This is a genomic window from Pseudomonas sp. (genome assembly GCF_051660785.1).
GTDB lineage: Bacteria > Pseudomonadota > Gammaproteobacteria > Pseudomonadales > Pseudomonadaceae > Aquipseudomonas.
This window is the reverse complement of sequence record NZ_JBOFQE010000019.1, coordinates 1-24412: the sequence shown is the minus strand read 5'-3', so window position 1 is coordinate 24412 and position 24412 is coordinate 1. Positions and strand designations below refer to the sequence as shown.

Genomic DNA, 24412 nt, shown 5'->3' with positions numbered 1-24412 from the left:
AGGCCAACTGGACGAGAGTATGCGGTGCGGCGACGAAATCGTCACCGGCGTGATAGACACAAACGTGACGGCCGCCCCATGAGGGCGGCCGTTTTTCGTTGGATCAGCTGTTGTTGTGGTCGACTTTGATGGTCGGGTCACTGCCGGCAATCAACGTGTGAATGTTGGCGCTGGACCAGTTGTTGCCTTCCAGTTTGATCGTCACATCCGGCGTTGCGGCGGCCGCATCACCCGAGTTGAACTTGCCGCCGGAACTGACTTGCAACGATGACACGCCATCCACGGTGCTGATCTTCAGGAAGTTGTCGATGGTGCTGCCGGTTTCACCTTGCAGCAGATCGCGCAGGTCGATGCGATCACCTTCGCTGGCCTTGAAGTCCTTGATCACGTCGCTGCCGGTGTCGCCAGCCTTCCAGACGAAGGTGTCGGCGCCCGAACCGCCTATCAGGATGTCGTTGCCCTGGCCGCCCATCAGCGAGTCGTTACCCGAGCCGCCGAGCAGGATGTCATTGCCTTTGCCGCCGTCGAGCAAGTCATTGCCCCCCGAGCCGAAGAGAATGTCGTTGCCCGCACCGCCCAACAGCGTGTCGTTGCCGTCATGGGCGCCCGACACATCGAATGCGCTGTAGTGCTCGGTGATGAACTGGTGCACGTTGCTGGTGGTGACTTTGCTGACGTCCACGCCGGTCTCTTTGGCGACGAAAGCCTGCATCGCCTGATAGCCCTCGCCGGCGATGCCGTTGAAGCTCACCAGATCGCCGAACAGAATGTCGTTGCCGTCGCCGCCATTGACCGTGTCGGAACCCGGCATTGTCGCTTCGGTGTGGCCGATGATCGAGTTGGCCAGGTCTTTGGGGTCGATGTTGGTTTGTGGCGTCTTGTCCGAGTCGTACGGTTTCAGGTCGGAGAGGGTGACGTCTTTGTTCAGGCCGATGGCTTCTACCGTCGAAACATTGCCGAGCAGCGCGAAGCTGTCGGTGGAGTTGTCGATGGCGTTGGAGCCGGTGCTGCTGCCGTTACCGTCGCGATAGGACAGCTCGTACGTCCCGTTGCCCTCGGCACGAAGAGTGCCCAGTTCGGAACTGCTCCAGTAACCGCCCCACGAGCTCTTGTATGTCTGCAGCGTGACGGTGCCGGAGTTATCGATGGTCAGGTAGTGAGTGCTGTCCAGGTAACCGGAGTAGGTCTGGCCCAACTTGTAATTGGTGGTGGTGATAACGTCATCGAGCTTCACGTTGCCGAACAGGGTCGGGTTGGTCTGCTCACCGCTCTGGTAATAGGTCGGCTTGCCATCGGTGATGAAGTACGTGAGATTCTTCGCCCCGGTGTTGGCGATGGCGTCGGCACTCTGGAACCAGTTGGCCGTGGTCTTGAACACGTCCTCGTAGTTGGTCCCGCCGCCGGACGACATCGAGTCCAGCACCGATTTAAGCAAGGTCAGGGCATTCGGATCATTCAGGTTGACCGATACCGATTTGTTGACCTGGGTATCGAAGTCCACCAGGAAAATCTTCACCGTTCCCGAATTGCCACCCATGCTTTGCTTGAGGGTGTTGAACACCGCGGTCAGCGAGTCCTTGGCGGCGTTGATCGACGACGCGCTCATGCTGCCCGAACTGTCGACCATGAACGCGATGTTGTAGTTGGTGCCCGGCACCACGGTCAGCCCGCCGATGTCGGCGACCATGATGTCGTTGCCGTCAGTGCCAGTGATGGTGTCATTGGCCGCCGTGGCGGTGATGGCGTTGTAGACCGCCGGGTAAACGGTGACCGGGATCGTCGCGGTGCTTGCCGCCGAGCCGCCGAGAACCTCGGTGGAGGTCGAGGTCACGGTCAGGTTGAACTGGCCGTTGTAGTACGGCGGCGGGGTCACGGTCAGGGTGCCGAGGTTCCAGCCGGTGACGTTGGCCTCACCCGACGAGGTGCTGGCGGTGAAAGTGTGGCCGGCGCCATCGGTGAGCACGGAGCCCGCCGGGATGCCGCTGATCTTCACGACCAGGCTTTCGGAACCGTCGGTGTCCGTGAGCGCAGTCTTGATCGCAGACAGGTGAACGCTGGTGCCTTCGGCCGCTTCGTTGAGCTTGTAGCCGTCGTAATAGCCTTCGCCGTTGGTGCCGTGCAAATCGGAGACGGTCACGCCGGAGGCGGCCAGGTCTGCAATGCCGGTGTACAGCGGCACGCCGGCGCTGCTCAGGTCGACCGCTGCGCCGCCGTTGACCGACAGGTTGACGTCATAGCTGCCCGGACCGCTCTGGTTGTGGTGGTAGATGTCCAGCGTGTAGTAACCGCTGGCGGTCGGGGTGAACGAACCGCTCAGACTGCCACCCGCACCCCAAAGCGCGCTGGCCACGTTTTTACCGCCGATGGTCACCAGCAGGCTGTCATCGCCGGTGCCGCTGAAGGTGTAGGTCTTGCCCGCTTCGAGGTAGATCAGGCCGGACGTTTTTGATGCTGTGCCGGCCGCGACACTGCCGTCGGACTGCACATTGGTTACGGTGCCGCTGGTGTTCGGTTTTCCCGCGCCATCGATGACGCTTTTCAGCGTGCCCGAAGCGGCGCCGCTGCCATCGGTGCCGAGGCCCGTCAGGCCGGTCCAGATTTCCTTGATCAGCCCGGTGGATTTGACACTGTTGTCCGCGACGCTCAGGGACGGTGCATCGGCAACCGGCGTGATGTCGATTTTGATCGTGCCGGTGTTGCCCAGCAGCGCACCGTCGGTTGGCTGGAACTTGATCTGTGCGTAGTCCGCCAGATTGTTGCCCACGCCGCTGCCGCCGTAGCCATTGACGCCGGATTCGTTGGCATCCGGCAGGAAGCGCACTTTGCCCGCGTCGATGTCAGTCTTGGACAGGGTCTGGTTGGTTGTCACGTCGGTCCAGGTCGAACCGTTCAGGTACTGCAATTTGCCTTCGCCCGGCAGGCCGGTGATTTTCACACCGAGGCTGGCGGCAGCGCTGTCGACGTCGCTGACACCGAAGGTCGACCAGCCGAGGATCAGCGGGGTGTCTTCGGCGCCGGTAACGTTAACCGGCGCGGCGGTCGGAGCATCGTTCACTGCCACGACGTTGACGGTGGTGGTCGCGGTGTTGGAGTAGTTGCTGCCATCGGTCACCGTCACGGTGATGATCCGCGGCACGGTGCTCGGGTCTTCACTGCTGTTGGTGAAGCTGATGTTCTTGATCTGCTGCATGTAGTCGGCCAGCGTCGCGTTGCCGGACAGCGTCAGCGTGACAGTGCCGTCCTTGCTGTTGGCATTGATGCTGATGCCGTTGACGCTGTTGCCCAGGTTCAGCGCGTCGCCCGGCTGACGGTTGGTCAGCACGATGGTCGCGCCGGTCAGCAGAGTGCTGTCCGGGTCGGTGATTTTCAGGTCGGTGTCGCCGATCGAAACGCCCTGGCCCGTGGTGCCTTCGGTGAAGGTCACGTTGTAATTGGCACCGCTGGCGCCGCTGGAGTTGTTGGCGTCCAGGTCGAGCACGGGCGGTGCATCGTTGTCGACGATCGAGGTGCTGACGCTGCCGTTGGACGCGCTGATCGCCAGGTTCTCGAAGTTGCCGCCGGTGGCCGAGTCGATCTTGACCACGAAGTTTTCGGTGCCTTCGGTGATCCTGTCGTCCAGGGTCGCGACGTTGAAATTCGCCGTGCTGCCACCCGCCGGAATTTTCACGGTGTACACGCCGGTGAAGTCCGAACCGTCGGCGGCGGTGCCGCTGTAGGTGATCTTCAGGGTGACTTCGGACTGCGCCGGATTTGTCAGGCTGACGGTGTAACTGGCGGTCTGGCCTTCGGTCACCGAGGTGCTGCCAGTGATGCTGACTTCGGTCCTGTCGAGGGTGTCGGTGACGCTGGTGACGGCTGCCGTCGGGCTTTTGACCAGGTTCTCGAAGTTGCCACCGGTGGCGTTGCTGATGGTCGCCTGGACCGTGCCCGCGTCTTTGTAAACGTCGTCTTTTGGCGCATCAACGCTCACGGTGCCTGTGGTTTTGCCGGCGTCGATGGTGATCACTGCGCCGTTGCTCAGGGTCACGGTCACCGGTGTGCCGGCGGCGTTGGTCAGGCTGGCGGTGTAGATGATCTGGCCACCTTCGGCCACCGAATTGCTCGCAGTCAGCGACAGGGTGGTCGTATCGGTGGTGTCGGTCACGGTGGTGCTGACCGGGGTTTTATCGGCAACCAGATTTTCGTAGTTGCCGCCGCTGACGTTGGTGATCGAGTTGGTCAGTGGTGTATGACCGGTCAGCGCATCGTTTGGCGCGAGGGTGGTGACGAAACCGGTGGTTTTGCCGATGTCGATGGTGATCGTCTGGCCGTTGGCCAACGACACGGTCACGGGCGAACCGGTAACTGGCGCACCGACAGTGGCGGTGTAAGTGACGGTGCCACCTTCAGCCGCCGTGCCGGTAGCGGTGAGTTTGACCGTCGAGGTGTCGAGGGTGTCGGTGACGTTGGTGACGGCTGCGGTCGGGTTTTTAACCAGGTTTTCGAAATTGCCGCCGGTAGCGTCCTTGATGGTCGCTTCGACTTTGCCGGCGTCTTTGTAAACGTCGTCGGCTGGAGCCTTGACGGTCACGGAACCGCTGGTGGCGCCAGCGGCAATGGTGATCACGGCGCCGTTGCTCAGGGTCACGGTTACTGGCGTGCCGGCAGCGTTGGTCAGGTTGGCGGTGTAAACAATGGAGCCACCTTCAGCGACCGAATCGGTTGCTGTCAGGCTGAGGGTTGTGGTGTCCGCAGAATCAGTCACTGAGGTGTCGGCCGACTTGCCGTCGACGTCCAGCTTCTCGTAATTACCGCCCTTGGCGTCGTCGATCTTGACGCTCAGGGAACCGCCGCCGGCCTGGGCATCGTTCGGTGCAACGTAGTTCACGCTGGCAGAACTGGCGCCGACCGGAATGGTGATGGTCTGTCCGTTGGACAAGCTCACGACGACCGGCGAACCGGTCACTGGGGCCGTGACGGACGCGGTGTACACCACGGTCCCACCTTCAGCCACAGACGAAGTCGCGGTCAGGCTGACGGTCGACGTGTCCACGGTGTCGGTCACGTCAGTCACGGCGGCAGCCGGGTCTTTCACCAGGTTTTCGAAATTGCCGCCACTCGTGTCCTTGATGGTCGTTTCGACTTTGCCGGCGTCTTTGTAGACGTCGTCGGCTGGAGCCTTGACGGTGACGGAACCGCTGGTGGCGCCGGCCGCGATGGTGATCACCGCGCCGTTCGACAGGTTCACGGTGACCGGCGTGCCGGCGGCGTTGGTCAGGTTGGCGGTGTAGACGATTGAACCGCCTTCAGCCACAGAATCGGTTGCTGTCAGGCTAAGAGTGGTGGTGTCTGCCGAGTCAGTGACCGAGGTGTCCGCCGACTTGCTATCGACATCCAGCTTCTCGTAATTGCCGCCCTTGGCGTCATCAATTTTGACGCTCAAGGAGCCGCCGCCAGCCTGGGCATCGTTCGGTGCAACGTAGTTCACGCTGGCGCTGCTCGAGCCGACCGGGATGGAGATGGTTTGGCCGTTGGACAAGCTCACAACCACTGGCGAACCGGTCACAGGTGCGGTGACGGACGCGGTGTACACCACGGTGCCGCCTTCAGCCACAGACGAAGTCGCGGTCAGGCTGACGGTCGACGTGTCCACGGTGTCGGTCACGTCAGTCACCGCCGCAGCCGGGTCTTTCACCAGGTTTTCGAAATTGCCGCCAGTCGCGTCCTTAATGGTCGCTTCGACTTTGCCGGCGTCTTTGTAAACGTCGTCGGCTGGAGCCTTGACGGTCACGGAGCCGCTGGTGGTACCGGCCGCGATGTTGATCACCGCGCCGTTCGACAGGTTCACGGTGACCGGTGTGCCGGCAGCGTTGGTCAGCGTTGCGGTGTAGACGATCGAACCGCCTTCAGCCACAGAATCGGTTGCTGTCAGGCTAAGAGTGGTGGTGTCAGCAGAGTCAGTCACTGAGGTGTCCGCCGACTTGCCGTCAACGTCCAGCTTCTCGTAATTGCCACCCTTGGCGTCGTCGATTTTGACGCTCAGCGAACCGCCGCCGGCGAGGGCGTCGTTCGGTGCAACGTAGTTCACGCTGGCGCTGCTCGAACCGACCGGGATGGTGATGGTTTGGCCGTTGGACAAGCTCACAACCACCGGCGAACCGGTCACTGGAGCGGTCACAGAAGCGGTGTACACCACGGTGCCGCCTTCGGTGACAGAGGCAGTCGCGGTCAGGCTGACGGTCGACGTGTCCACGGTGTCGGTCACGTCAGTCACGGCGGCTGACGGATCTTTCACCAGGTTTTCAAAGTTGCCGCCAGTCGCGTCCTTGATGGTCGTTTCGACTTTGCCGGCGTCTTTGTAGACGTCGTCGGCTGGAGCCTTGACGGTGACGGAACCGCTGGTGGCGCCGGCCGCGATGGTGATCACCGCGCCGTTCGACAGGTTCACGGTGACCGGTGTGCCGGCAGCGTTGGTCAGGCTGGCGGTGTAGACGATCGAACCGCCTTCAGCGACCGAATTGGTTGCTGTCAGGCTAAGAGTCGTAGTGTCAACCGTATCGGTAACCGAGGTATCCGCCGACTTGCCGTCGACATCCAGCTTCTCGTAGTTACCGCCCTTGGCGTCATCAATCTTCACGCTTAGCGAACCACCGCCAGCGAGAGCATCGTTTGGCGCAACGTAGTTCACGCTGGCGCTGCTCGAACCGACCGGAATGGCGATGGTCTGGCCGTTGGACAAGCTCACGACGACCGGCGCACCGGTCACCGGAGCGGTGACGGACGCGGTGTACACCACAGTGCCGCCTTCGGCCACGGTGGACGTTGCCGTCAGGCTGACGGTCGACGAGTCCTCGGTGTCGGTCACGTCAGTCACCGCCGCAGCCGGGTCTTTGGCCAGGTTTTCGAAGTTGCCGCCGCTGGCGTCCTTGATGGTCGCTTCGACTTTGCCGGCATCTTTGTAAACGTCATCGGCAGGCGCTTTGACCGTCACGGAGCCGCTGGTGGCACCGGCCGCGATGGTGATCACCGCGCCGTTCGACAGGTTCACGGTCACCGGTGTGCCGGCGGCGTTGGTCAGGTTGGCGGTGTAGACGATCGAACCGCCTTCAGCCACCGAATCAGTCGCGCTCAAGCTCAGCGTCGTGGTATCTGCGCTGTCAGTCACTTTGGTGACGACGGCCGAGCGGTCGGTGTCCAGTTTCTCGAAGTTGCCGCCCGTGCTGTCTGCGATCGCTGCCCTGACGGGCGAGGCGCCGGTGTAGACGTCATTCGGCACAGTGTACGGCGCCGAACCGCTGGACTCGCCGGCCTTGATGTTGATCACCAGGCCGTTGTTCAGGGTCACGGTCATGGCCGTGTCGGCCGGATGGCTCAGCGTGGCGGTGTAGGTGATCTGGCCACCTTCGCCGACGCTGCTCACATCGGCACTGAGTTTCAGCGTGGTGGTGTCGACGGTGTCGTTGACGGTGGTGGTGTGCGTGGTTTTGCTGACATCGAGCTTTTCGAAATTGCCGCCGTCGGTGCTGGTGATGCCGACGGTGATTTTGCTGCCGTCCTTGTAGACGTCATCGGCCGGCGCCGGGACGGTGATGAAACCTGACTTGTCGCCGGCCTTGATCACCACGCTCTCGCCGTTGCTCAGTTTGACCGTCATGTCAGTGCCGGCGGCATTGCTGAGGTTGACGGTGTAAGTGATGGTGCCGCCCTCGACCACATAGTTGCTGGCGGTCATGGTCACTTTGGTGGTGTCCAGGGTGTCGCTGATGGCGGTCGAGGTCGGGGTTTTGTCGGCGACCAGATTCTCGTAGTTGCCGCCCGTGACTTCCTTGATGGCATTGGTCAGTGGTTCGTGGCCGACCACTGCATCGTTCGGCGCTTTAACGGTGATCGAGGCGGTGCTTTCGCCGACCGCGATGGTGATCTTTTCACCATTGGCCAACGTGACGACCACGTCCTTGCCAGTGACCGGCGCGTTGACGGAAGCGGTATACACCACGTTGCCGCCTTCGGCAGTGGCAGACGTTGCCGTCAGGCTGACCGTCGATGTATTGATCGTATCTGTCACGTCGGTGATGGCTGCTGCCGGGTTGGTCACCAGGTTTTCGAAGTTGCCGCCAGTGGCGTCCTTGATGGTCGCTTCAACTTTGCCGGCGTCTTTGTACACGTCATCGGCCGGAGCCTTGACGGTTACGGAGCCGACAGTCGCGCCAGCGGCGATGGTAATCACGGCGCCGTTCGACAGGTTCACGGTGACCGGCGTACCGGCAGCGTTGGTCAGCGTCGCGGTGTAGACGATGGAACCGCCTTCAGCGACCGAATCGGTTGCTGTCAGGCTCAGAGTGGTGGTGTCCGCAGAATCAGTCACCGAGGTGTCAGCCGACTTGCCGTCGACACCCAGCTTCTCGTAGTTGCCGCCCTGCGCGTCATCGATTTTCACGCTCAGCGAACCACCGCCCGCCAAGGCATCGTTTGGCGCAGTGAAGTTCACGCTGGCGCTGCTGGCGCCAACCGGAATGGTGATGGTCTGGCCGTTGGACAAGCTCACAACCACCGGCGAACCGGTCACTGGAGCGGTCACAGAAGCGGTGTACACCACGGTGCCGCCTTCGGTGACAGAGGCAGTCGCGGTCAGGCTGACCGTCGAGGTGTCGACGGTGTCGGTAACACTGGTTACCGCTGCTGCCGGGTCTTTGACCAGGTTTTCGAAGTTGCCGCCGCTGGCGTCCTTGATGGTCGCTTCGACTTTGCCGGCATCTTTGTAAACGTCATCAGCAGGTGCCTTGACGGTCACGGAGCCGACTGTCGCGCCAGCCGCGATGGTGATCACGGCGCCGTTCGACAGATTCACGGTGACCGGCGTGCCGGCAGCATTAGTCAGGGTCGCGGTGTAGACAATCGAGCCGCCTTCAGCCACGGAATCCGTTGCGCTCAGACTCAGAGTGGTGGTGTCTTTGACGTCGGTCACCGAAGTGACCGCCGGGGTTTGATTTGTCACCAGATTTTCGTAATTGCCGCCGGTGGTACCGTCGATTTTCACGCTCAACGAACCGCCGCCCGCCAGTGCATCGTTCGGTGCAACGAAATTCACGCTGGCAGAACTGGCGCCAACCGGGATGGTGATGAACTGGCCGTTGGACAACGCCACCACCACCGGTGAACCGGTCACTGGCGCATTGACTGAAGCGGTGTAAACCACCGTGCCGCCTTCAACTGTGCTCGCCGTGGCGGTCAGGGACACGGTGCTGTTGTTGATGGTGTCGGTGACATCGGTAACCGCTGGCGTCTTGTCGGCCACCAGGTTTTCGAAGTTGCCGCCGGTTGTCTTGGTGATGCTGGCGTCGACTTTGCCGGCGTCTTTGTAGACGTCATCCTTGGGTGCCGCGAAGTTCACGGAACCGGTGGTGGCGCCCTTGGCAATGTTGATCACCGCGCCGTTACTCAGCGTCACGGTCATGGCGGTACCGGCGGCATGGGTCAGGGTCGCCGTGTAGACGATCGAACCACCCTCTGCGACCGAACCGGTGGCGCTCAGGCTCAGGCCGGTGGTGTCGGCCGAATCGGTGACGGTGGTGACCGCCGGCGAATGGTCAGTGACGACTTTTTCGAAGTTGCCGCCGCTTTGGCTGGCGATCGTCGCCTGGACTTTGCCGCCGTCAATGTACGGCGTGTTGGCCGGTGCAGCGAAGTTGACCGAACCGGTGGTAGTGCCGGCGGCGATGTTGATCACTGCGCCGTTGCTCAACTTCACGGTCATCGCCGTGTCGGTCGGGTTGCTCAGGGTGGCGGTATAGGTGATCTGGCCACCTTCGCTCACCGTGTTGCTGGCCGACAGGGACAGGGACGTGGTGTCGATGGTGTCCTTGACGGTCGTGGTCACCGACGTCTTGCTGACGTCGAGATTCTCGAAATTGCCACCGCTGGCGTCGTTTATTTTCACGGTGAGCTTGCCGCCGTCCTTGTAGACGTCGTCGCCTGGTGCGGCGATGGTCACCGAACCGCTGGTCTGTCCGGCGGCAATGGTAATGGTCTCGCCGTTGCTCAACTTGACGGTCACCGGCGTTTGCGCGGCGTTGGTCAAGGTCGCGGTGTAGGTGATGTGCGAGCCTTCGAGTACCGATTTTTCAGCGGTGAGGGTCAGGTGGGTGGTGTCTTTGGTATCGGCCACGTTGGTCACGGCCGGCGCCGGGTTTTTCACCAGGTTCTCGAAGTTACCGCCAGTAGTGTCTTTGATGGTGACTTCTAATTTGCCAGCGTCTTTGTAGGCGTCGTCCTTCGGCGCGTCGACTTTGACGGTGCCGGTGGTTTTGCCAGCATCGATGGTGATGGTCGCGCCGTTGCTCAGGGTCACGACCACTGGCGTGCCAGCCGGGTGGGTCAGGGTCGCGGTGTAAACGATCGAGCCGCCCTCGTTGACGTTTCCAGTGGCGGTCAGCGACAGGGTGGTGGTGTCGACGGTGTCGGTCACGCTGGTGCTGACCGGAGTCTTATCGGCAACCAGGTTTTCGTAGTTGCCGCCGCTGACGTTGGTGATCGAATTACTCACAGGCGCGTGGCCGCTCAGCACATCGTTGGAGACCACGGCGTTGACGGTACCGCTGCTGGCACCGACCGCAATGGTGATCGTCTGACCGTTGGCCAGCGTCACGATCACAGGCGAACCGGTCACAGGTGCGCCGACCGAGGCGGTGTAAACCACGGTGCCACCTTCAGCCACGGTGCTGGTGGCCGTCAGCGTGACGGTCGAGGTGTCGAGGGTGTCGGTGACGCTGGTCACGGCGGCTGCCGGGTTTTTGACCAGGTTCTCGAAATTGCCGCCAGTCGCGTCCTTGATGGTCGCTTCGACTTTGCCGGCGTCTTTGTAAACGTCGTCGGCTGGAGCCTTGACGGTGACGGAACCGCTGGTGGCGCCAGCGGCAATGGTGATCACGGCGCCGTTGCTCAGGGTCACGGTTACTGGCGTGCCGGCGGCGTTGGTCAGGTTGGCGGTGTAGACGATCGAGCCGCCTTCAGCTACGGAGTTTGTAGCATTCAGGCTAATAGTCGTGGTATCCGCCGAGTCGGTAACCGAGGTGTCAGCCGACTTGCTGTCAACGTCCAGCTTCTCGTAGTTACCGCCCTTGGCGTCGTCGATCTTGACGCTCAGGGAACCACCGCCGGCCTGGGCGTCGTTCGGTGCAACGTAGTTCACGCTGGCGCTGCTCGAGCCGACCGGGATGGTGATGGTCTGGCCGTTGGACAAGCTCACCACAACAGGCGAGCCGGTCACAGGTGCGGTGACGGACGCGGTGTACACCACAGTGCCGCCTTCGGCCACGGTGGACGTTGCCGTCAGGCTGACCGTTGAGGTGTCGACCGTGTCGGTCACATCAGTCACGGCCGCCGCCGGATCTTTGACCAGGTTCTCGAAGTTGCCGCCAGTCGCGTCCTTGATGGTCGTTTCGACTTTGCCGGCGTCTTTGTAGACGTCATCGGCTGGCGCTTTGACGGTTACGGAACCGGTGGTGGCGCCAGCCGCGATGGTGATCACGGCGCCGTTCGACAGGTTCACGGTGACCGGCGTGCCGGCGGCGTTGGTCAGGTTGGCGGTGTAGACGATTGAACCGCCTTCAGCCACAGAATCGGTTGCTGTCAGGCTAAGAGTGGTGGTGTCAGCAGAGTCAATCACTGAGGTGTCCGCCGACTTGCCGTCAACGTCCAGCTTCTCGTAATTACCGCCCTTGGCGTCGTCGATTTTGACGCTCAGCGAACCGCCGCCGGCCTGGGCATCGTTCGGTGCAACGTAGTTGACGCTGGCGCTGCTCGAGCCGACCGGGATGGTGATGGTCTGTCCGTTGGACAAGTTCACCACAACAGGCGAACCGGTGACTGGTGCGGTCACGGACGCGGTGTAAACCACGGTTCCGCCTTCGGCCACTGACGAAGTCGCGGTCAGGCTGACGGTCGACGTGTCCACGGTGTCGGTCACGTCAGTCACGGCGGCTGCCGGGTCTTTGACCAGGTTTTCGAAGTTGCCGCCAGTCGCGTCCTTGATGGTCGTTTCAACTTTGCCGGCGTCTTTGTAGACGTCATCGGCTGGAGCCTTGACGGTCACGGAACCGCTGGTGGCGCCGGCCGCGATGGTGATCACCGCGCCGTTGCTCAAGGTGACGGTGACCGGAGTGCCGGCAGCGTTGGTCAGCGTTGCGGTGTAGACGATCGAACCGCCTTCGGCCACGGAATCGGTTGCTGTCAGGCTAAGAGTGGTGGTGTCAGCAGAATCAGTCACTGAGGTGTCAGCCGACTTGGCGTCGACGTCCAGCTTCTCGTAATTACCGCCCTTGGCATCATCAATCTTGACGCTCAAGGAACCACCGCCCGCGAGGGCGTCGTTCGGTGCAACAAAATTCACGCTACCCGAACTGGCGCCGACCGGAATGGTGATGGTCTGGCCATTCGAAAGGCTCACAACCACTGGCGAACCGGTCACCGGAGCGGTGACGGACGCGGTGTAAACAACGGTCCCACCTTCAGCCACAGACGAAGTCGCGGTCAGGCTGACAGTCGACGTGTCCACGGTATCGGTAATGTCGGTGATTGCCGGAACAGTGCTCGGCACCAGGTTCTCGAAGTTGCCGCCAGTAGCATCCTTGATAGTCGCTTCGACCTTGCCGGCGTCTTTATAGACGTCATCAGCTGGAGCCGGGACGCTCACGCTGCCAGTAGTCGCGCCAGCCGCAATGCTGATCACCGCGCCGTTCGAAAGGGTGACGGTCACAGGTGTGCCAGCCGGATTGGTCAGGGTCGCGGTGTACAGAATCTGACCGCCCTCGGCCACGGTAGTGGACGCGGACAGGCTCAAGCCGGTGTTGTCGACCGAGTCGGTGATGGTAGTGACGGCTGGCGTGGTGCTCGGGACCAGGTTCTCGAAGTTGCCACCGGTGGCGCCAGTGATCGTGATGCTAACGGTGCTGCCATTCTGATAGACGTCGTTGGCCGGTGTGTCGACGTTCACGGAGCCAGTGGTTTTGCCCGCGTCGATGGTGATGGTCGACCCGTTGGACAGGGTGATGGTGACCGGTGTCTGCGCCGGGTTGGTCAGGGTGGCGGTGTAAGTGATCTGCCCGCCTTCGGTGACGTTGGCGCCGGCCGTCAAGGTGACGGTGGTGGTGTCGACGGTGTCGGTGATCTGGGTTACGGCCGGGGTCGTCGGCGAAGTGACGATGATGCCGTTGCCACCCGTGGTGCCGGTGACGCTCACGTTGATCTGGGTCGCGTCGTTATAAACAGTGTCGTTCGGCGCGAGCGGCACGTTGACGGTGCCGGTCAGCTGGCCAGCCTGAATGACAATCACCGAGCCATTGGACAGAGTGATGGTCAGGTCGGTCAGCGGTGCCTGGGTCAGGGTCGCGGTGTAAACCAGTACGCCACCGGCCTCGGTAATGGTCGGCGTGGCGCTGAGGCTCAGGTTCGATTCGCGCTGCACATTGGCGCTGGTGTCAGCCGTCTGGCCACCGGTGGTGAGTTGTGCAGCCTGAGCCGCAGAGTTGAGGCCCGCAGTCGGGAAACCAATGATCGGGTCGACCCGGCCAGCGGTGGCATCCAGCATCACGAAGCTGTGACCGCCACCTGCCGCACCGCCCGTGCCCGCAGCAGTCGGGCCAGCGGCGGTGGCTTCGAGTTCAGTGGTCGGGTCGGCGCCGGCAGCGATGGCTTGCTGCAATTCTTCAACCGATGGCGCGGCTTGTGCAGTGGCTTCTGACAGCGCAGCACTGGAGTCCGGGTCAGCGGCGCTCCATTGAGTGTCGCGGCCCAGGTCCAGAGTCCGGCCGTCAGCCAGTTCCAGCGTAACGGCGCCCGCCGCGCCAGTGTCTATCTGATCGCCGACAAATAACCGGTCGCCTTCAACGAGCACGCGGCGAATGCCCTCTGGGGACACCGCGAAAACCTGACCAACAATGCTTTTGACGATGGCAACAACACTGCTCATTGAAGACTCTCCGGGTGTCACGTTCAGTTGACTTCCATGAACCTGATGGCGTGTTAGCCAAATCAGTCTGGACGTACTTTCAAGATATAAGAGGCACAACTTTGACGCGGTTAGTCGTCAACAAATTGGCTATACTTTTTCGCTATAAACTATATGCCAAACTATTGACCTTAGTGTTGTCATCCTAAACACTCGTCCCAGTAATGTCACATTGATATTTAAGTGCTTCCTGCGCCCGCAGAGGCTGACCCATCTACAAATTCAAACTTTCCGACACACGGTCATTCCGCTGTCATCATTCGATGCCGCGGCTCGTTCTGCAGTGATTCAAGACAAGTAATTCCGGGAAACTCCAACCATGCTTTTGCACCTGTTCAAGGCTTTACCCTTCGCCCTTGCCGCCAGTTTCATTCAGGCCCAGACACTTCCGGAGGCCATGCAACAGGCGTTGGATGTCCATCCGGAGATCCAGGCAGGCGTCAATAGTCGATTGGCCGCGGATTATCAGTTAAAGGCGGCAAAAGGTGGATACCTTCCACGGGTCGATCTGCTGGGCGGTTATGGTCGCGAAGGCACTGATAACGTCACCACGCGTGCTGCCGGTAACAACAATCACTGGGAAACCCTCAACCGCAGCGAGTCAAGTTTGCGTCTGTCGCAAATGGTCTTTGACGGTTTTGCGACGTCCAGTGAAGTGGGGCGTCAACAAGCCACCGTTAATTCCCGTGCCTATTCTTTGTTGGGCACGTCCGAACGCACTGCACTGACCGTGGCTCAGGTTTATCTGGATGTACTGACCCGCCGCGAATTCGTGCGCCTGGCCACAGACAACCTGAGAAGCCACGAAAGGATCTTTGACCAGATCAAATTGCGCACCCAGCGCGGCGTCGGCAGTGGTGCCGACCTCGATCAGGCCGAAGCGCGTATGGCCCAGGCCCGCAACAACCTGATTACCGAACAGACCAACCTGGCGGACGCCGAGACCAACTTCCTCAGCGCCGTGGGCCAGATGCCCGATCAACTGGAGCGTCCTGCGGATTTCCTCGCGTTGTTGCCGGCCAACTTGAATGAAGCCCGCGCGCAGATGCTGGAAAACAGCCCGATCCTGCGTTCCGCCGAGTCCGACATCGCTGCGGCCGAGAAACAGTATGACGCGGCCAAATCCTCCTTCTATCCGCGCTTCGATGCTGAACTCGGTCGCTCCGCCGACAACGATCTCGACGGTCAGAACGGTCACAGCAACGAATGGCAGGCCATGCTGCGCATGCGCTTCAATCTGTATGCCGGCGGCAGTAACAAAGCTGATCTGGAATCCAAGTCCTACCTGTCGAATCAGGCTCTGGATATCCGCAACAACGCGCTGCGCGTGTTGAACGAAGAACTGGGCCTGGCCTGGAATGCACTGAACAACGCCAACGCCCAGGTGCCGATCGCCCAGCAATATGTCGATCACAGCACCAGCGTACGCACCGCGTACCAGAAGCAGTTCAGCCTGGGCGAGCGCACCTTGCTCGACCTGCTCGACAGTGAAAATGAACTGTTCAGCGCTTCCCGTCGCCTGGCGGAGATCAAGAACATTCAGTTATTTACTCAATACCGAATCAAGGCGACCATGGGCGAGTTGCTCAAAAGCCAGGGAGTGGTCGCACCGTTGGCATCCGTTGTGCAGAACGACGTGAAGCCCAGGGTCCAGCTACCCGGGATGAATTGAGTCTTCCCTTTTTTACTGTTAGCCAAGAGTGCCGAGCGTGGAATCAGAAGTCAGTCGAGTTCAACTCATTCATGATCCACGCGCGCTGCACGACGATCCGTTACTGGATGGTCTGCTAGCCCTGTGCACCCTGCATCAGAAACCGGCCAGCGCCGCGATGCTGACCACCGGCCTGCCGTTGCCCAAGCAGCGCCTGAGTGTTGAACTGCTGCCCCGCGCCGCCGCTCGCGCCGGCCTGCAAGGACGGGTGCTGGTGCGCAAGCTGGAACAGATTCCGGCCATTGCGATGCCGGCGCTGTTGCTGCTCAAGGACGGTCGCAGCGCCGTCCTGCTCGGCTGGCACGGTGAAGACCAGGCCCGCCTGTTGATCAGCGAAAGCGACGGTGGCGAAAGCCTTGTCAGTCGAGAGCTGCTGGCCGACGACTACATCGGCAAAGTGTTCTTCGCTCAACCCCAGCACAAATTCGACGTCAATCACGGGACGCTGATCCCGCGTGCGCGCTCGTGGTTCCGCGACACCCTCAAGCGTTCGCGCTGGCTGTACGCCGACGCCATCGCCGCCAGTTTCCTGATCAACATCATCGCCATGGCCGCGCCGCTGTTCGTGATGAACGTCTACGACCGCGTGGTGCCGAACCAGGCGGAATCGACGCTGTGGGTGTTGGCGATCGGCATCACCGGAGCTTACCTGTTCGACCTGATCCTCAAGAGCCTACGCAGCTTGTGCCTGGACCTGGCCGGGAAGAAAACCGACCTGATCATCTCGGCGACGCTGTTCGAACGCATCGTCGGCATGGCCATGAAGTACCGCCCGGCCCGGGTCGGCAGCTTCGCGCAGAACATCCATGAGTTTCAGAGCCTGCGCGATTTCCTGGCTTCTCTGACCCTCACCAGCCTGATCGACCTGCCGTTTACGCTGCTGATCTTCATGGTCATCGCCATTCTGGGCGGGCACCTGGTGTGGATTCCGGTGCTGGCGTTCCCGATTGCCCTGCTGATCGGCTATGCGCTGCAGAAACCGCTGGTGGCAACCATGGAACGAACCATGGCTTTGGGCGCCGAGCGTCAGTCGAGCCTGATCGAAACCCTCGCCGGCCTCGATGCGGTGAAGGTCAACAACGCCGAAAGCGAACGCCAGTATCAGTGGGAGCAGACCATCGGCACCCTCAGCCGCCTTGAACTGCGGGTGAAAATGCTCTCCGGGCTGGCGATGAACATCACCTTGCTGATCCAGCAACTGGCCGGGGTGATCATGATTGTCTTCGGTGTGTACCAGATCATCGCCGGCAACCTGAGCATGGGCGGTCTGATTGCCTGCTACATGCTCAGTGGCCGCGCGCTCAGCCCGCTGGCTTCGTTGTCCGGCCTGCTGACCCGTTACCAGCAAGCGCGGGTGACCATGGTGTCGGTGGACCAGATGATGGAGCTGCCGCAAGAGCGCAACTTCGAAGAACGCCCATTGAGCCGCAAGGTGCTGCAAGGCGCCATCGAATGCCGGCAGATGAACTTCACCTACCCGAACCAGCAGAACGCGGCGCTGAACAACATCAACCTGGTGATAAAACCGGGCGAGAAGATCGGCATCATCGGTCGCAGCGGCTCGGGCAAAAGCTCTCTGGCCAAACTGCTGGTGGGTCTCTATCAACCGGACGACGGCGCGCTGTTGGTGGACGGCGTCGACATCCGTCAGATCGACGTCAGCGAATTGCGCCACAACATCGGCTACGTCGCGCAGGACATCCAGCTGCTGGCCGGCACCCTGCGCGACAACCTGGTCTCGGGCGCGCGTTATGTAGAAGACGAAATGGTCCTGCAAGCCGCCGAACTGGCCGGCGTGCACGAGTTCGCCCGCCTGCACCCGCAAGGTTATGAACTGCAAGTCGGTGAGCGCGGGCAGAACCTCTCCGGTGGTCAGCGCCAGAACGTCGCCCTGGCCCGTGCGTTGCTGCTCAATCCGCCGATCCTGCTGCTCGACGAACCGACCAGCGCCATGGACAACACTGGCGAAGAACGTCTCAAGCAACGCCTCGCCGCGGTGGTCGAAAACAAGACCGTGGTGCTGGTGACGCACCGGGCATCGTTGTTGTCGCTGGTCGATCGCCTGATCGTCATCGACCGTGGACAAATTCTCGCCGATGGCCCGAAAGCCGCCGTGATGGAAGCGTTGAAAAAGGGGCAGATCAGTGTTGCTTAAGTCGGGTTTCAAGGGTTCGATCCGCCGTTACTTCAAAGGCTCCGAGTCGCTGCATGGCCAGCCACTTCCCGAGGTCAATAAAGCCCTTATCGAAGACGCCCCGCGCGTGGTGCGGCTGACGATCTGGGCGATCATCGGTTTCTTCGTGTTCCTGATGCTCTGGGCCAATTACGCGGTGATCGACGAGGTCACCAAGGGCGACGGCAAGGCGATTCCATCGTCGAAGATCCAGAAAATCCAGAATCTTGAGGGCGGTATCGTCTCCGAGCTGTTCGTCACCGAAGGACAGATCGTCGACGCCGGTGCGCCGCTGATTCGCCTCGACGACACGCGGTTTGCCTCCAACGTTGGCGAGACCGAAGCCGATCGGTTGTCGATGCTGCTGCGTGTGGAGCGCTTGAGCGCCGAGGTCGATGACCGTCCGCTGAACTTCCCTACCGATGTGCTGAAAGCTGTTCCCGGCCAGGCGGCCAGCGAAGAGTCGCTGTACATCAGCCGACGTCAGCAGCTGCACGATGAGATCGGTGGGTTGCAGGAGCAGTTGATCCAGCGTCAGCAAGAGCTGCGCGAATTCACTTCCAAACAGTCTCAGTACCGCAATGGACTGTCGTTGCAGCGTCAGGAAATTGCCATGTCCGAGCCGCTGGTGGCCCAGGGCGCGGTGTCGCCGGTCGAAGTTTTACGACTCAAGCGTGCCGAGGTTGAAACCCGCGGGCAACTGGACGCCACCACGCTGGCGATCCCTCGCGCCGAATCGGCGATCAAGGAAGTGCAGCGCAAGATCGACGAGACGCGCGGCAAGTTCCGCAGCGAAGCCCTGACCCAACTCAACGAAGCACGCACCGACCTGAACAAGGCCCAGGCCACCGGCAAGGCGCTGGAAGACCGGGTCAGCCGGACGCTGGTCACCTCGCCGGTACGCGGTATCGTCAACAAGTTGTTGGTGAACACCATTGGCGGCGTGATCCAGCCGGGCAGCGACCTGGTGGAAATCGTGCCGCTGGACGACACCTTGCTGGTGGAAGCGAAGATTCGCCCGCAAGACATCGCATTCCTGCATCCCGGACAGGAAGCGACGGTGAAATTCACCGCGTACGACTACACGATTTATGGTGGGCTGAAGGCCAGGCTTGAACAGATCGGTGCGGACACCATCACCGATGAAGACAAGAAGACCACGTACTACATCATCAAGCTGCGTACGGATCGCAGTCATCTGGGGACGGATGAGAAGCCGTTGCTGATCATTCCGGGGATGGTGGCTTCGGTGGATATCATTACCGGCAAGAAGACCGTTCTCAGTTATCTGCTCAAGCCGATTATTCGGGCACGCGCCGAAGCGCTGCACGAGCGATAGATCTCGGCTAGGGCTGATGGCCCTATCGCGAGCAGGCTCACTCCCACATTGGACTTGTGTCGATCACAAAACCCCTGTGGGAGCGAGCCTGCTCGCGATGGCGGCCTCAAAAGCGATAAAAATCAAAAGCCATATCGTTATTCGCTAACGGTATTTAAATTTCAATTCTTATACCTATAAAGTCATCCACCTGCGTACCTGCCGACCAATCGGCGCGCCGCACGACACGAACCAACACGGGACCTCCGTGAGTTTCTTGATCGACGTGCGCGCCCATGAGCGTGCCGTGCGTGGGAGTGATTTTTTATGTCAGCCGTCTCTGCGTCACCTGCAATCGCGCCACAAGCCTTCGACATTCGCCCGTTCAGCGGCGCGGTCGGTGCTGAAATCATCGGCCTGGACCTGTCCCGCCCGATCAATGATCAGGATTTCGCCCGCATCCACCGTGCGCATCTCGATCATCATGTCGTGGTTTTCCGCGACCAGCGCATTACTCCCGAGCAGCAAATCGCTTTCAGCCGCCGCTTCGGCGTGTTGCAGATCCATGTGCTCAAGCAGTTCCTGCTGGCCGGCCACCCGGAAATCCTCATCGTTTCCAACATCATCGAAAACGGCCAATCCATTGGCCTCGGTGACGCCGGCAAGTTCTGGCACTCCGACCTGTCCTATAAAGAACTGCCGAGCCTGGGCTCGATGCTGCACGCCCAGGAGCTGCCGTCCGAAGGCGGTGACACGTTGTTCGCCGACATGCACAAAGCCTGGGACAACCTGCCCGAAGCACTGCGCAAAGCCGTCGAAGGCCGCTCGGCCGCGCACTCCTATACCGCGCGTTACAGCGAGACCAAATTCGAAGGCAACTGGCGTCCGACCTTGACGCCGGAGCAATTGGCTCAAGTGGCCGAAGTGGTCCACCCGATCGTCCGCACGCATCCGGAAAACGGCCGTAAGGCATTGTTCGTCAGCGAAGGTTTCACCACGCGCATCGTTGGTTTGCCGGACGACGAGAGCAAACAACTTCTCGACGAGCTCTACGCCCACAGCGTGCTGCCGCAAAACATCTACCGCCATCAATGGCAGGCCCACGACCTGGTGTTCTGGGACAACCGCTCGCTGATCCACCTCGCCGCCGGATGCCCAAGCCATCTGCGCCGCAAGCTGTATCGCACCACCATCCAGGGCGACGCGCCTTTCTGATTTATCGGAGAACTTCCATGTCCAAACGTCTTCCATTCGCGCCGCTGGCCGCTGCCATCGGTTTGGGATTCAGCCTGATCGCCGGCAGTCTGGTGGCGCCGACCGTGGCCCGTGCCGAAGGTGAAATCCGCATCGCCGAGCAGTTCGGCATTGTTTATCTGTTGCTCAACGTGGTGCGCGATCAGAACCTGATCGAGAAGTACGGCAAGCAGGAAGGCATCGACATCAAAGTCGACTGGACCCAGCTGTCCGGTGGTGCAGCGGTCAACGATGCGCTGCTCTCAGGCTCGATTGATATTGCCGGTGCGGGCGTCGGTCCGCTGCTGACCATCTGGGATCGCACTCACGGCAAGCAAAACGTCAAGGCCGTCGCCTCCCTCGGCAACTTCCCGTACTACCTGGTGAGCAACAACCCCAAGATCAAAACCATTGCCGACTTCACCGAAAAGGATCGCATCGCGGTACCGGCAGTCGGCGTTTCGGTGCAGTCGCGCTTCCTGCAATACGCGGCCGCCAAGCAGTGGGGTGACAAGGAATTCAATCGCCTCGACAAGTACACCATTGCCGTACCGCATCCAGACGCCACGGCTGCACTTATCGCCGGCGGCACCGAGTTGAGCGGACACTTTTCCAACCCGCCATTCCAGGATCAGGCGCTGGGCAACCCCAACGTCCATGTCGTGCTGAACACCTATGACCTGCTCGGCCCCAACTCACCGACAGTGTTGTTCGCCACCGAGAAATTCCGCAACGAGAACCCGAAAACCTACAAAGCCTTCGTTGAAGCGCTGACCGAAGCCGCGCAGTTTGCCCAGAACGATAAAGGCGCCGCAGCGGACACTTACATCCGGGTTACCAAAGCGAAAATCGACCGTGCCGCGTTGCTGAAAATCATCGACAACCCGCAGTTCGAATTCAGCGTCACGCCGAAAAATACCTACCCATTGGCCGAATTCCTGTACCGCGTCGGCGCGATAAAAAACAAACCGGATTCGTGGAAGGATTACTTCTTCCAGGACGCCAAACCGCTGCAAGGGAGCTGATCGAGATGAACGCCCCTTTGCAAGGCCACACGGCCAGCAACCCGATCGCAGCAGCCCAGACGCTGCTGTCGGTCGACAATGTCAGCCTCGAATACCGCACGCCGCAACGTGTGGTTCGAGCGACCCACCAAGTCAGTTTTGAGATCGATCCGGCGGACCGCTTTGTGCTACTGGGTCCGTCGGGTTGCGGTAAATCGACGCTGCTCAAAGCGGTCGCCGGGTTCATTCAGCCGTGCGAGGGCGAGATCCGGCTGCAAGGGCATACCGTTCATGCGCCGGGGCCGGACCGGATTGTGGTGTTCCAGGAATTCGATCAGCTGCCACCGTGGAAAACCGTCAAACAGAACGTGATGTTTCCGCTGCTCGCCTCGAAAACCCTCAAGCGCAAAGAAGCCGAAGAACGGGCGCTGCACTATCTGGACAAGGTCGGTCTGGCGGCGTTTGCCGATGCCTATCCGCATACATTGTCCGGCGGCATGAAGGCGCGTGTGGCGATCGCCCGGGCGTTGGCGATGCAGCCGAAAATTCTCCTGATGGACGAACCTTTCGCCGCCCTTGATGCGCTGACTCGCCGCAAGATGCAGGAAGAATTGCTGCTGCTGTGGGAGGAGGTGCGTTTCACGCTGCTGTTCGTCACGCACTCCATCGAAGAAGCGCTGGTGGTGGGCAACCGCATTCTGTTGCTGTCGCCGCATCCGGGGCGGGTGCGGGCCGAAGTCCACAGCCATCAATACGATTTGCACAGCCTCGGCGGCGTGGCGTTTCAGGAATCGGCGCGACGGATTCATCGGTTGTTGTTCGATGAAGGCCAGTCGCCGGAAACCGAGCGTGAGCTGGATTTTTCCGACATTCGCATCGCTTATTGAGCCATTGAGAGGAGTGCCCGATGAGCCATTTATCATCTGCGCGAGAAGAATTCGAAACCGTTTTGCAGCCATTGACCAGCGTGCCGGTGGAGCGCGAGTTACCGCTCGGCCAACGCCTGTGGCAGCAGGCCTGGCTGCGTAAAAGCCTGATCCTGATTTTGCTCGCAGTGCTGTGGGAAGTGGTTGCCCGTGTGCAGAACAACGACCTGCTGTTGCCAAGCTTTCTGCAAACCGGCAGCGCGCTGTATGACGGTTTACTCAGTGGCGAGTTGCTGGGAAAAGTCTGGATTTCGCTGGTGGTGCTGCTCAAGGGTTATTTGATTGGCATCGTCCTGGCGTTTGGCCTGACCACGTTGGCGGTGTCGACGCAGTTCGGACGCGATCTGCTGAGCACGCTGACCTCGATGTTCAATCCGCTGCCGGCGATCGCGCTGCTGCCGTTGGCGCTGCTGTGGTTTGGCCTGGGGCAGAACAGCCTGATTTTCGTGCTTGTGCATTCGGTGCTCTGGGCCTTGGCGCTGAATACCTATGCCGGGTTTCTCGGTGTCTCGGAAACCCTGCGCATGGCCGGTCGCAACTACGGCCTCAAGGGCATGCGTTTCGTGCTGTTCATCCTGATTCCAGCGGCGCTGCCATCGATCCTTGCCGGGTTGAAAATCGGCTGGGCGTTTGCATGGCGAACGTTGATCGCGGCTGAACTGGTGTTTGGCGCCACCAGCGGTAAAGGCGGGTTGGGCTGGTACATTTTTCAGAATCGTAATGAGCTGTACACCGACAAGGTGTTTGCCGGGTTGGCGGTGGTGATTTTGATTGGGTTGCTGGTGGAGAATCTGGTGTTTGACACCCTCGAGCGCGTGACCGTTAAGCGGTGGGGCATGCAGCGGTAAGATTTGTGGTGTGTCAGCTGGCCTCATCGCGAGCAGGCTCGCTCCCACATAGGTTCTCTGTCGTACACAAAATTTTCAACCACTGAAGATCCCCTGTGGGAGCGAGCCTGCTCTCGATGAGGCCAGACCTGCCAACACAATAATCGGGGATGTTTGCTAGCATTGCGTCTGAATCAACCCAGCCCAGACACGAGTGCTCAGCATGCAACTCCCGGACATGAACCTGTTGGTCGCCCTCGACGCCTTGCTCGACGAGGGCAGTGTGGTGGGCGCCGCACGGCGGATGAACCTCAGCCCGGCGGCCATGAGCCGAACACTCACACGAATCCGCGAGGCCATCGGTGACCCGATTCTGGTGCGCGCCGGCCGTGGCCTGGTGCCGACGCCCAAGGCGCTGGAGCTGCGCGAGCAAGTGCGCGATGTAGTGGAACAGGCCGCGCTGCTGTTTCGCTCGGCCGATGCGGTGGAGCTGGGTTCGTTGCGCCGTCGGTTCAGCATCCGCGCCAACGACTTCTTCGTCGGCGTCTACGGCGGCAAGCTGTTTGACACGTTGGACCGTCAGGCGCCGCATTGCGAGCTGCGCTTCGTGCCCGAAGGCGATGGCGATGATGAAGCGCTGCGCGAGGGGCGGATCGACCTGAGCGTCAGCAACACCCGGCCAATGACCCCGGAAGTGAAGATCCAGAATCTGTTCTCCACTCATTTCGTTGGCCTGGTTCGCGAAGACCATCCGCTGTTCGACGAAGAGATCACGGCCGAGCGGTTTGCCGGTTTCTCCCATATCAGCATGTCCCGGCGCGGCATTGCTCGCGGGCCCATCGACACCGCACTCAATGCCCTCGGACTGGAGCGGCGGGTAGCGGTCATTGCGCCGAGCTTCCACGCGGCGATGTTTGCGCTGCCAGATTCCAACCTGATCTTGCCGGTGCCCAAGGAAGCGCTGTTGAGCGTTCGACGCCTGGGGTTGAAGCTGCGCTCGTTTACCCTGCCGATTCCGTTGCCCACCTTGATGCTGACCCAGGCCTGGCACCCGCGTTTCGACAAGGATCCGGCGCATCGCTGGCTGCGTGAAACGCTCAAGGCCTGCTGCGACGAAACGTGGCTGGCCGCGCAACCCGCCTGAAATTGAACGCTGTCCCCTGTGGGAGCGAGCCTGCTCGCGATTGCGGTGGATCAGTGACAACAATGCCGACTGACACACCGCAATCGCGAGCA

9 protein-coding genes are annotated in these 24412 nt (G+C 60.9%); 8 read left to right on the top strand and 1 reads right to left on the bottom strand.

Annotated elements, in window-relative coordinates; all coding sequences use genetic code 11:
• Positions 1-103: 103 nt before the first annotated feature.
• Positions 104-13945, bottom strand: coding sequence for a retention module-containing protein (locus ACRC4F_RS04760; RefSeq protein ID WP_438658308.1), 13842 nt, complete (start codon positions 13943-13945; stop codon positions 104-106).
• A 358-nt stretch (positions 13946-14303) separates the two neighbouring features.
• On the opposite strand from ACRC4F_RS04760, the gene ACRC4F_RS04755 reads away from it, so the two are divergent.
• From ACRC4F_RS04755 to ACRC4F_RS04720, 8 genes are all read left to right on the top strand, one after another.
• Complete coding sequence (locus ACRC4F_RS04755; RefSeq protein WP_438658307.1) at positions 14304-15656, top strand: TolC family outer membrane protein; 1353 nt, start codon at positions 14304-14306, stop codon at positions 15654-15656.
• Between the two features lie 37 nt (positions 15657-15693).
• On the top strand, positions 15694-17850 hold the full coding sequence (locus tag ACRC4F_RS04750; protein ID WP_438658306.1) for a type I secretion system permease/ATPase: 2157 nt from the start codon (positions 15694-15696) through the stop codon (positions 17848-17850).
• Positions 17840-19207: an HlyD family type I secretion periplasmic adaptor subunit gene (locus ACRC4F_RS04745; RefSeq protein WP_438658305.1), complete on the top strand. Its 1368-nt coding sequence runs from the start codon at positions 17840-17842 to the stop codon at positions 19205-19207. Before ACRC4F_RS04750 ends, ACRC4F_RS04745 begins: the two co-directional genes overlap by 11 nt.
• A 306-nt stretch (positions 19208-19513) precedes the next feature.
• On the top strand, positions 19514-20401 hold the full coding sequence (locus tag ACRC4F_RS04740) for a TauD/TfdA dioxygenase family protein (RefSeq protein ID WP_438658304.1): 888 nt from the start codon (positions 19514-19516) through the stop codon (positions 20399-20401).
• Positions 20402-20418: 17 nt separating this feature from the next.
• Positions 20419-21444: an ABC transporter substrate-binding protein gene (locus tag ACRC4F_RS04735; protein WP_438658303.1), complete on the top strand. Its 1026-nt coding sequence runs from the start codon at positions 20419-20421 to the stop codon at positions 21442-21444.
• Positions 21445-21449: 5 nt separating this feature from the next.
• Entirely contained in the window at positions 21450-22310 is an 861-nt protein-coding gene (locus ACRC4F_RS04730; protein WP_438658302.1) for an ABC transporter ATP-binding protein, read from the top strand.
• A 20-nt stretch (positions 22311-22330) separates the two neighbouring features.
• Entirely contained in the window at positions 22331-23197 is an 867-nt protein-coding gene (locus ACRC4F_RS04725) for an ABC transporter permease (protein WP_438658301.1), read from the top strand.
• Between the two features lie 202 nt (positions 23198-23399).
• A complete protein-coding gene (locus ACRC4F_RS04720; protein ID WP_438658300.1) occupies positions 23400-24320 on the top strand; it encodes a LysR family transcriptional regulator in 921 nt (306 codons plus the stop codon).
• Positions 24321-24412: the final 92 nt, after the last annotated feature.

Coding starts and splice junctions, on each gene's coding strand:
- ACRC4F_RS04760 (WP_438658308.1), bottom strand. CDS start 13,945: ATGAGCAGTGTTGTTGCCATCGTCAAAAGCATTGTTGGTCAGGTTTTC.
- ACRC4F_RS04755 (WP_438658307.1), top strand. CDS start 14,304: ATGCTTTTGCACCTGTTCAAGGCTTTACCCTTCGCCCTTGCCGCCAGT.
- ACRC4F_RS04740 (WP_438658304.1), top strand. CDS start 19,514: ATGTCAGCCGTCTCTGCGTCACCTGCAATCGCGCCACAAGCCTTCGAC.
- ACRC4F_RS04735 (WP_438658303.1), top strand. CDS start 20,419: ATGTCCAAACGTCTTCCATTCGCGCCGCTGGCCGCTGCCATCGGTTTG.
- ACRC4F_RS04730 (WP_438658302.1), top strand. CDS start 21,450: ATGAACGCCCCTTTGCAAGGCCACACGGCCAGCAACCCGATCGCAGCA.
- ACRC4F_RS04725 (WP_438658301.1), top strand. CDS start 22,331: ATGAGCCATTTATCATCTGCGCGAGAAGAATTCGAAACCGTTTTGCAG.
- ACRC4F_RS04720 (WP_438658300.1), top strand. CDS start 23,400: ATGCAACTCCCGGACATGAACCTGTTGGTCGCCCTCGACGCCTTGCTC.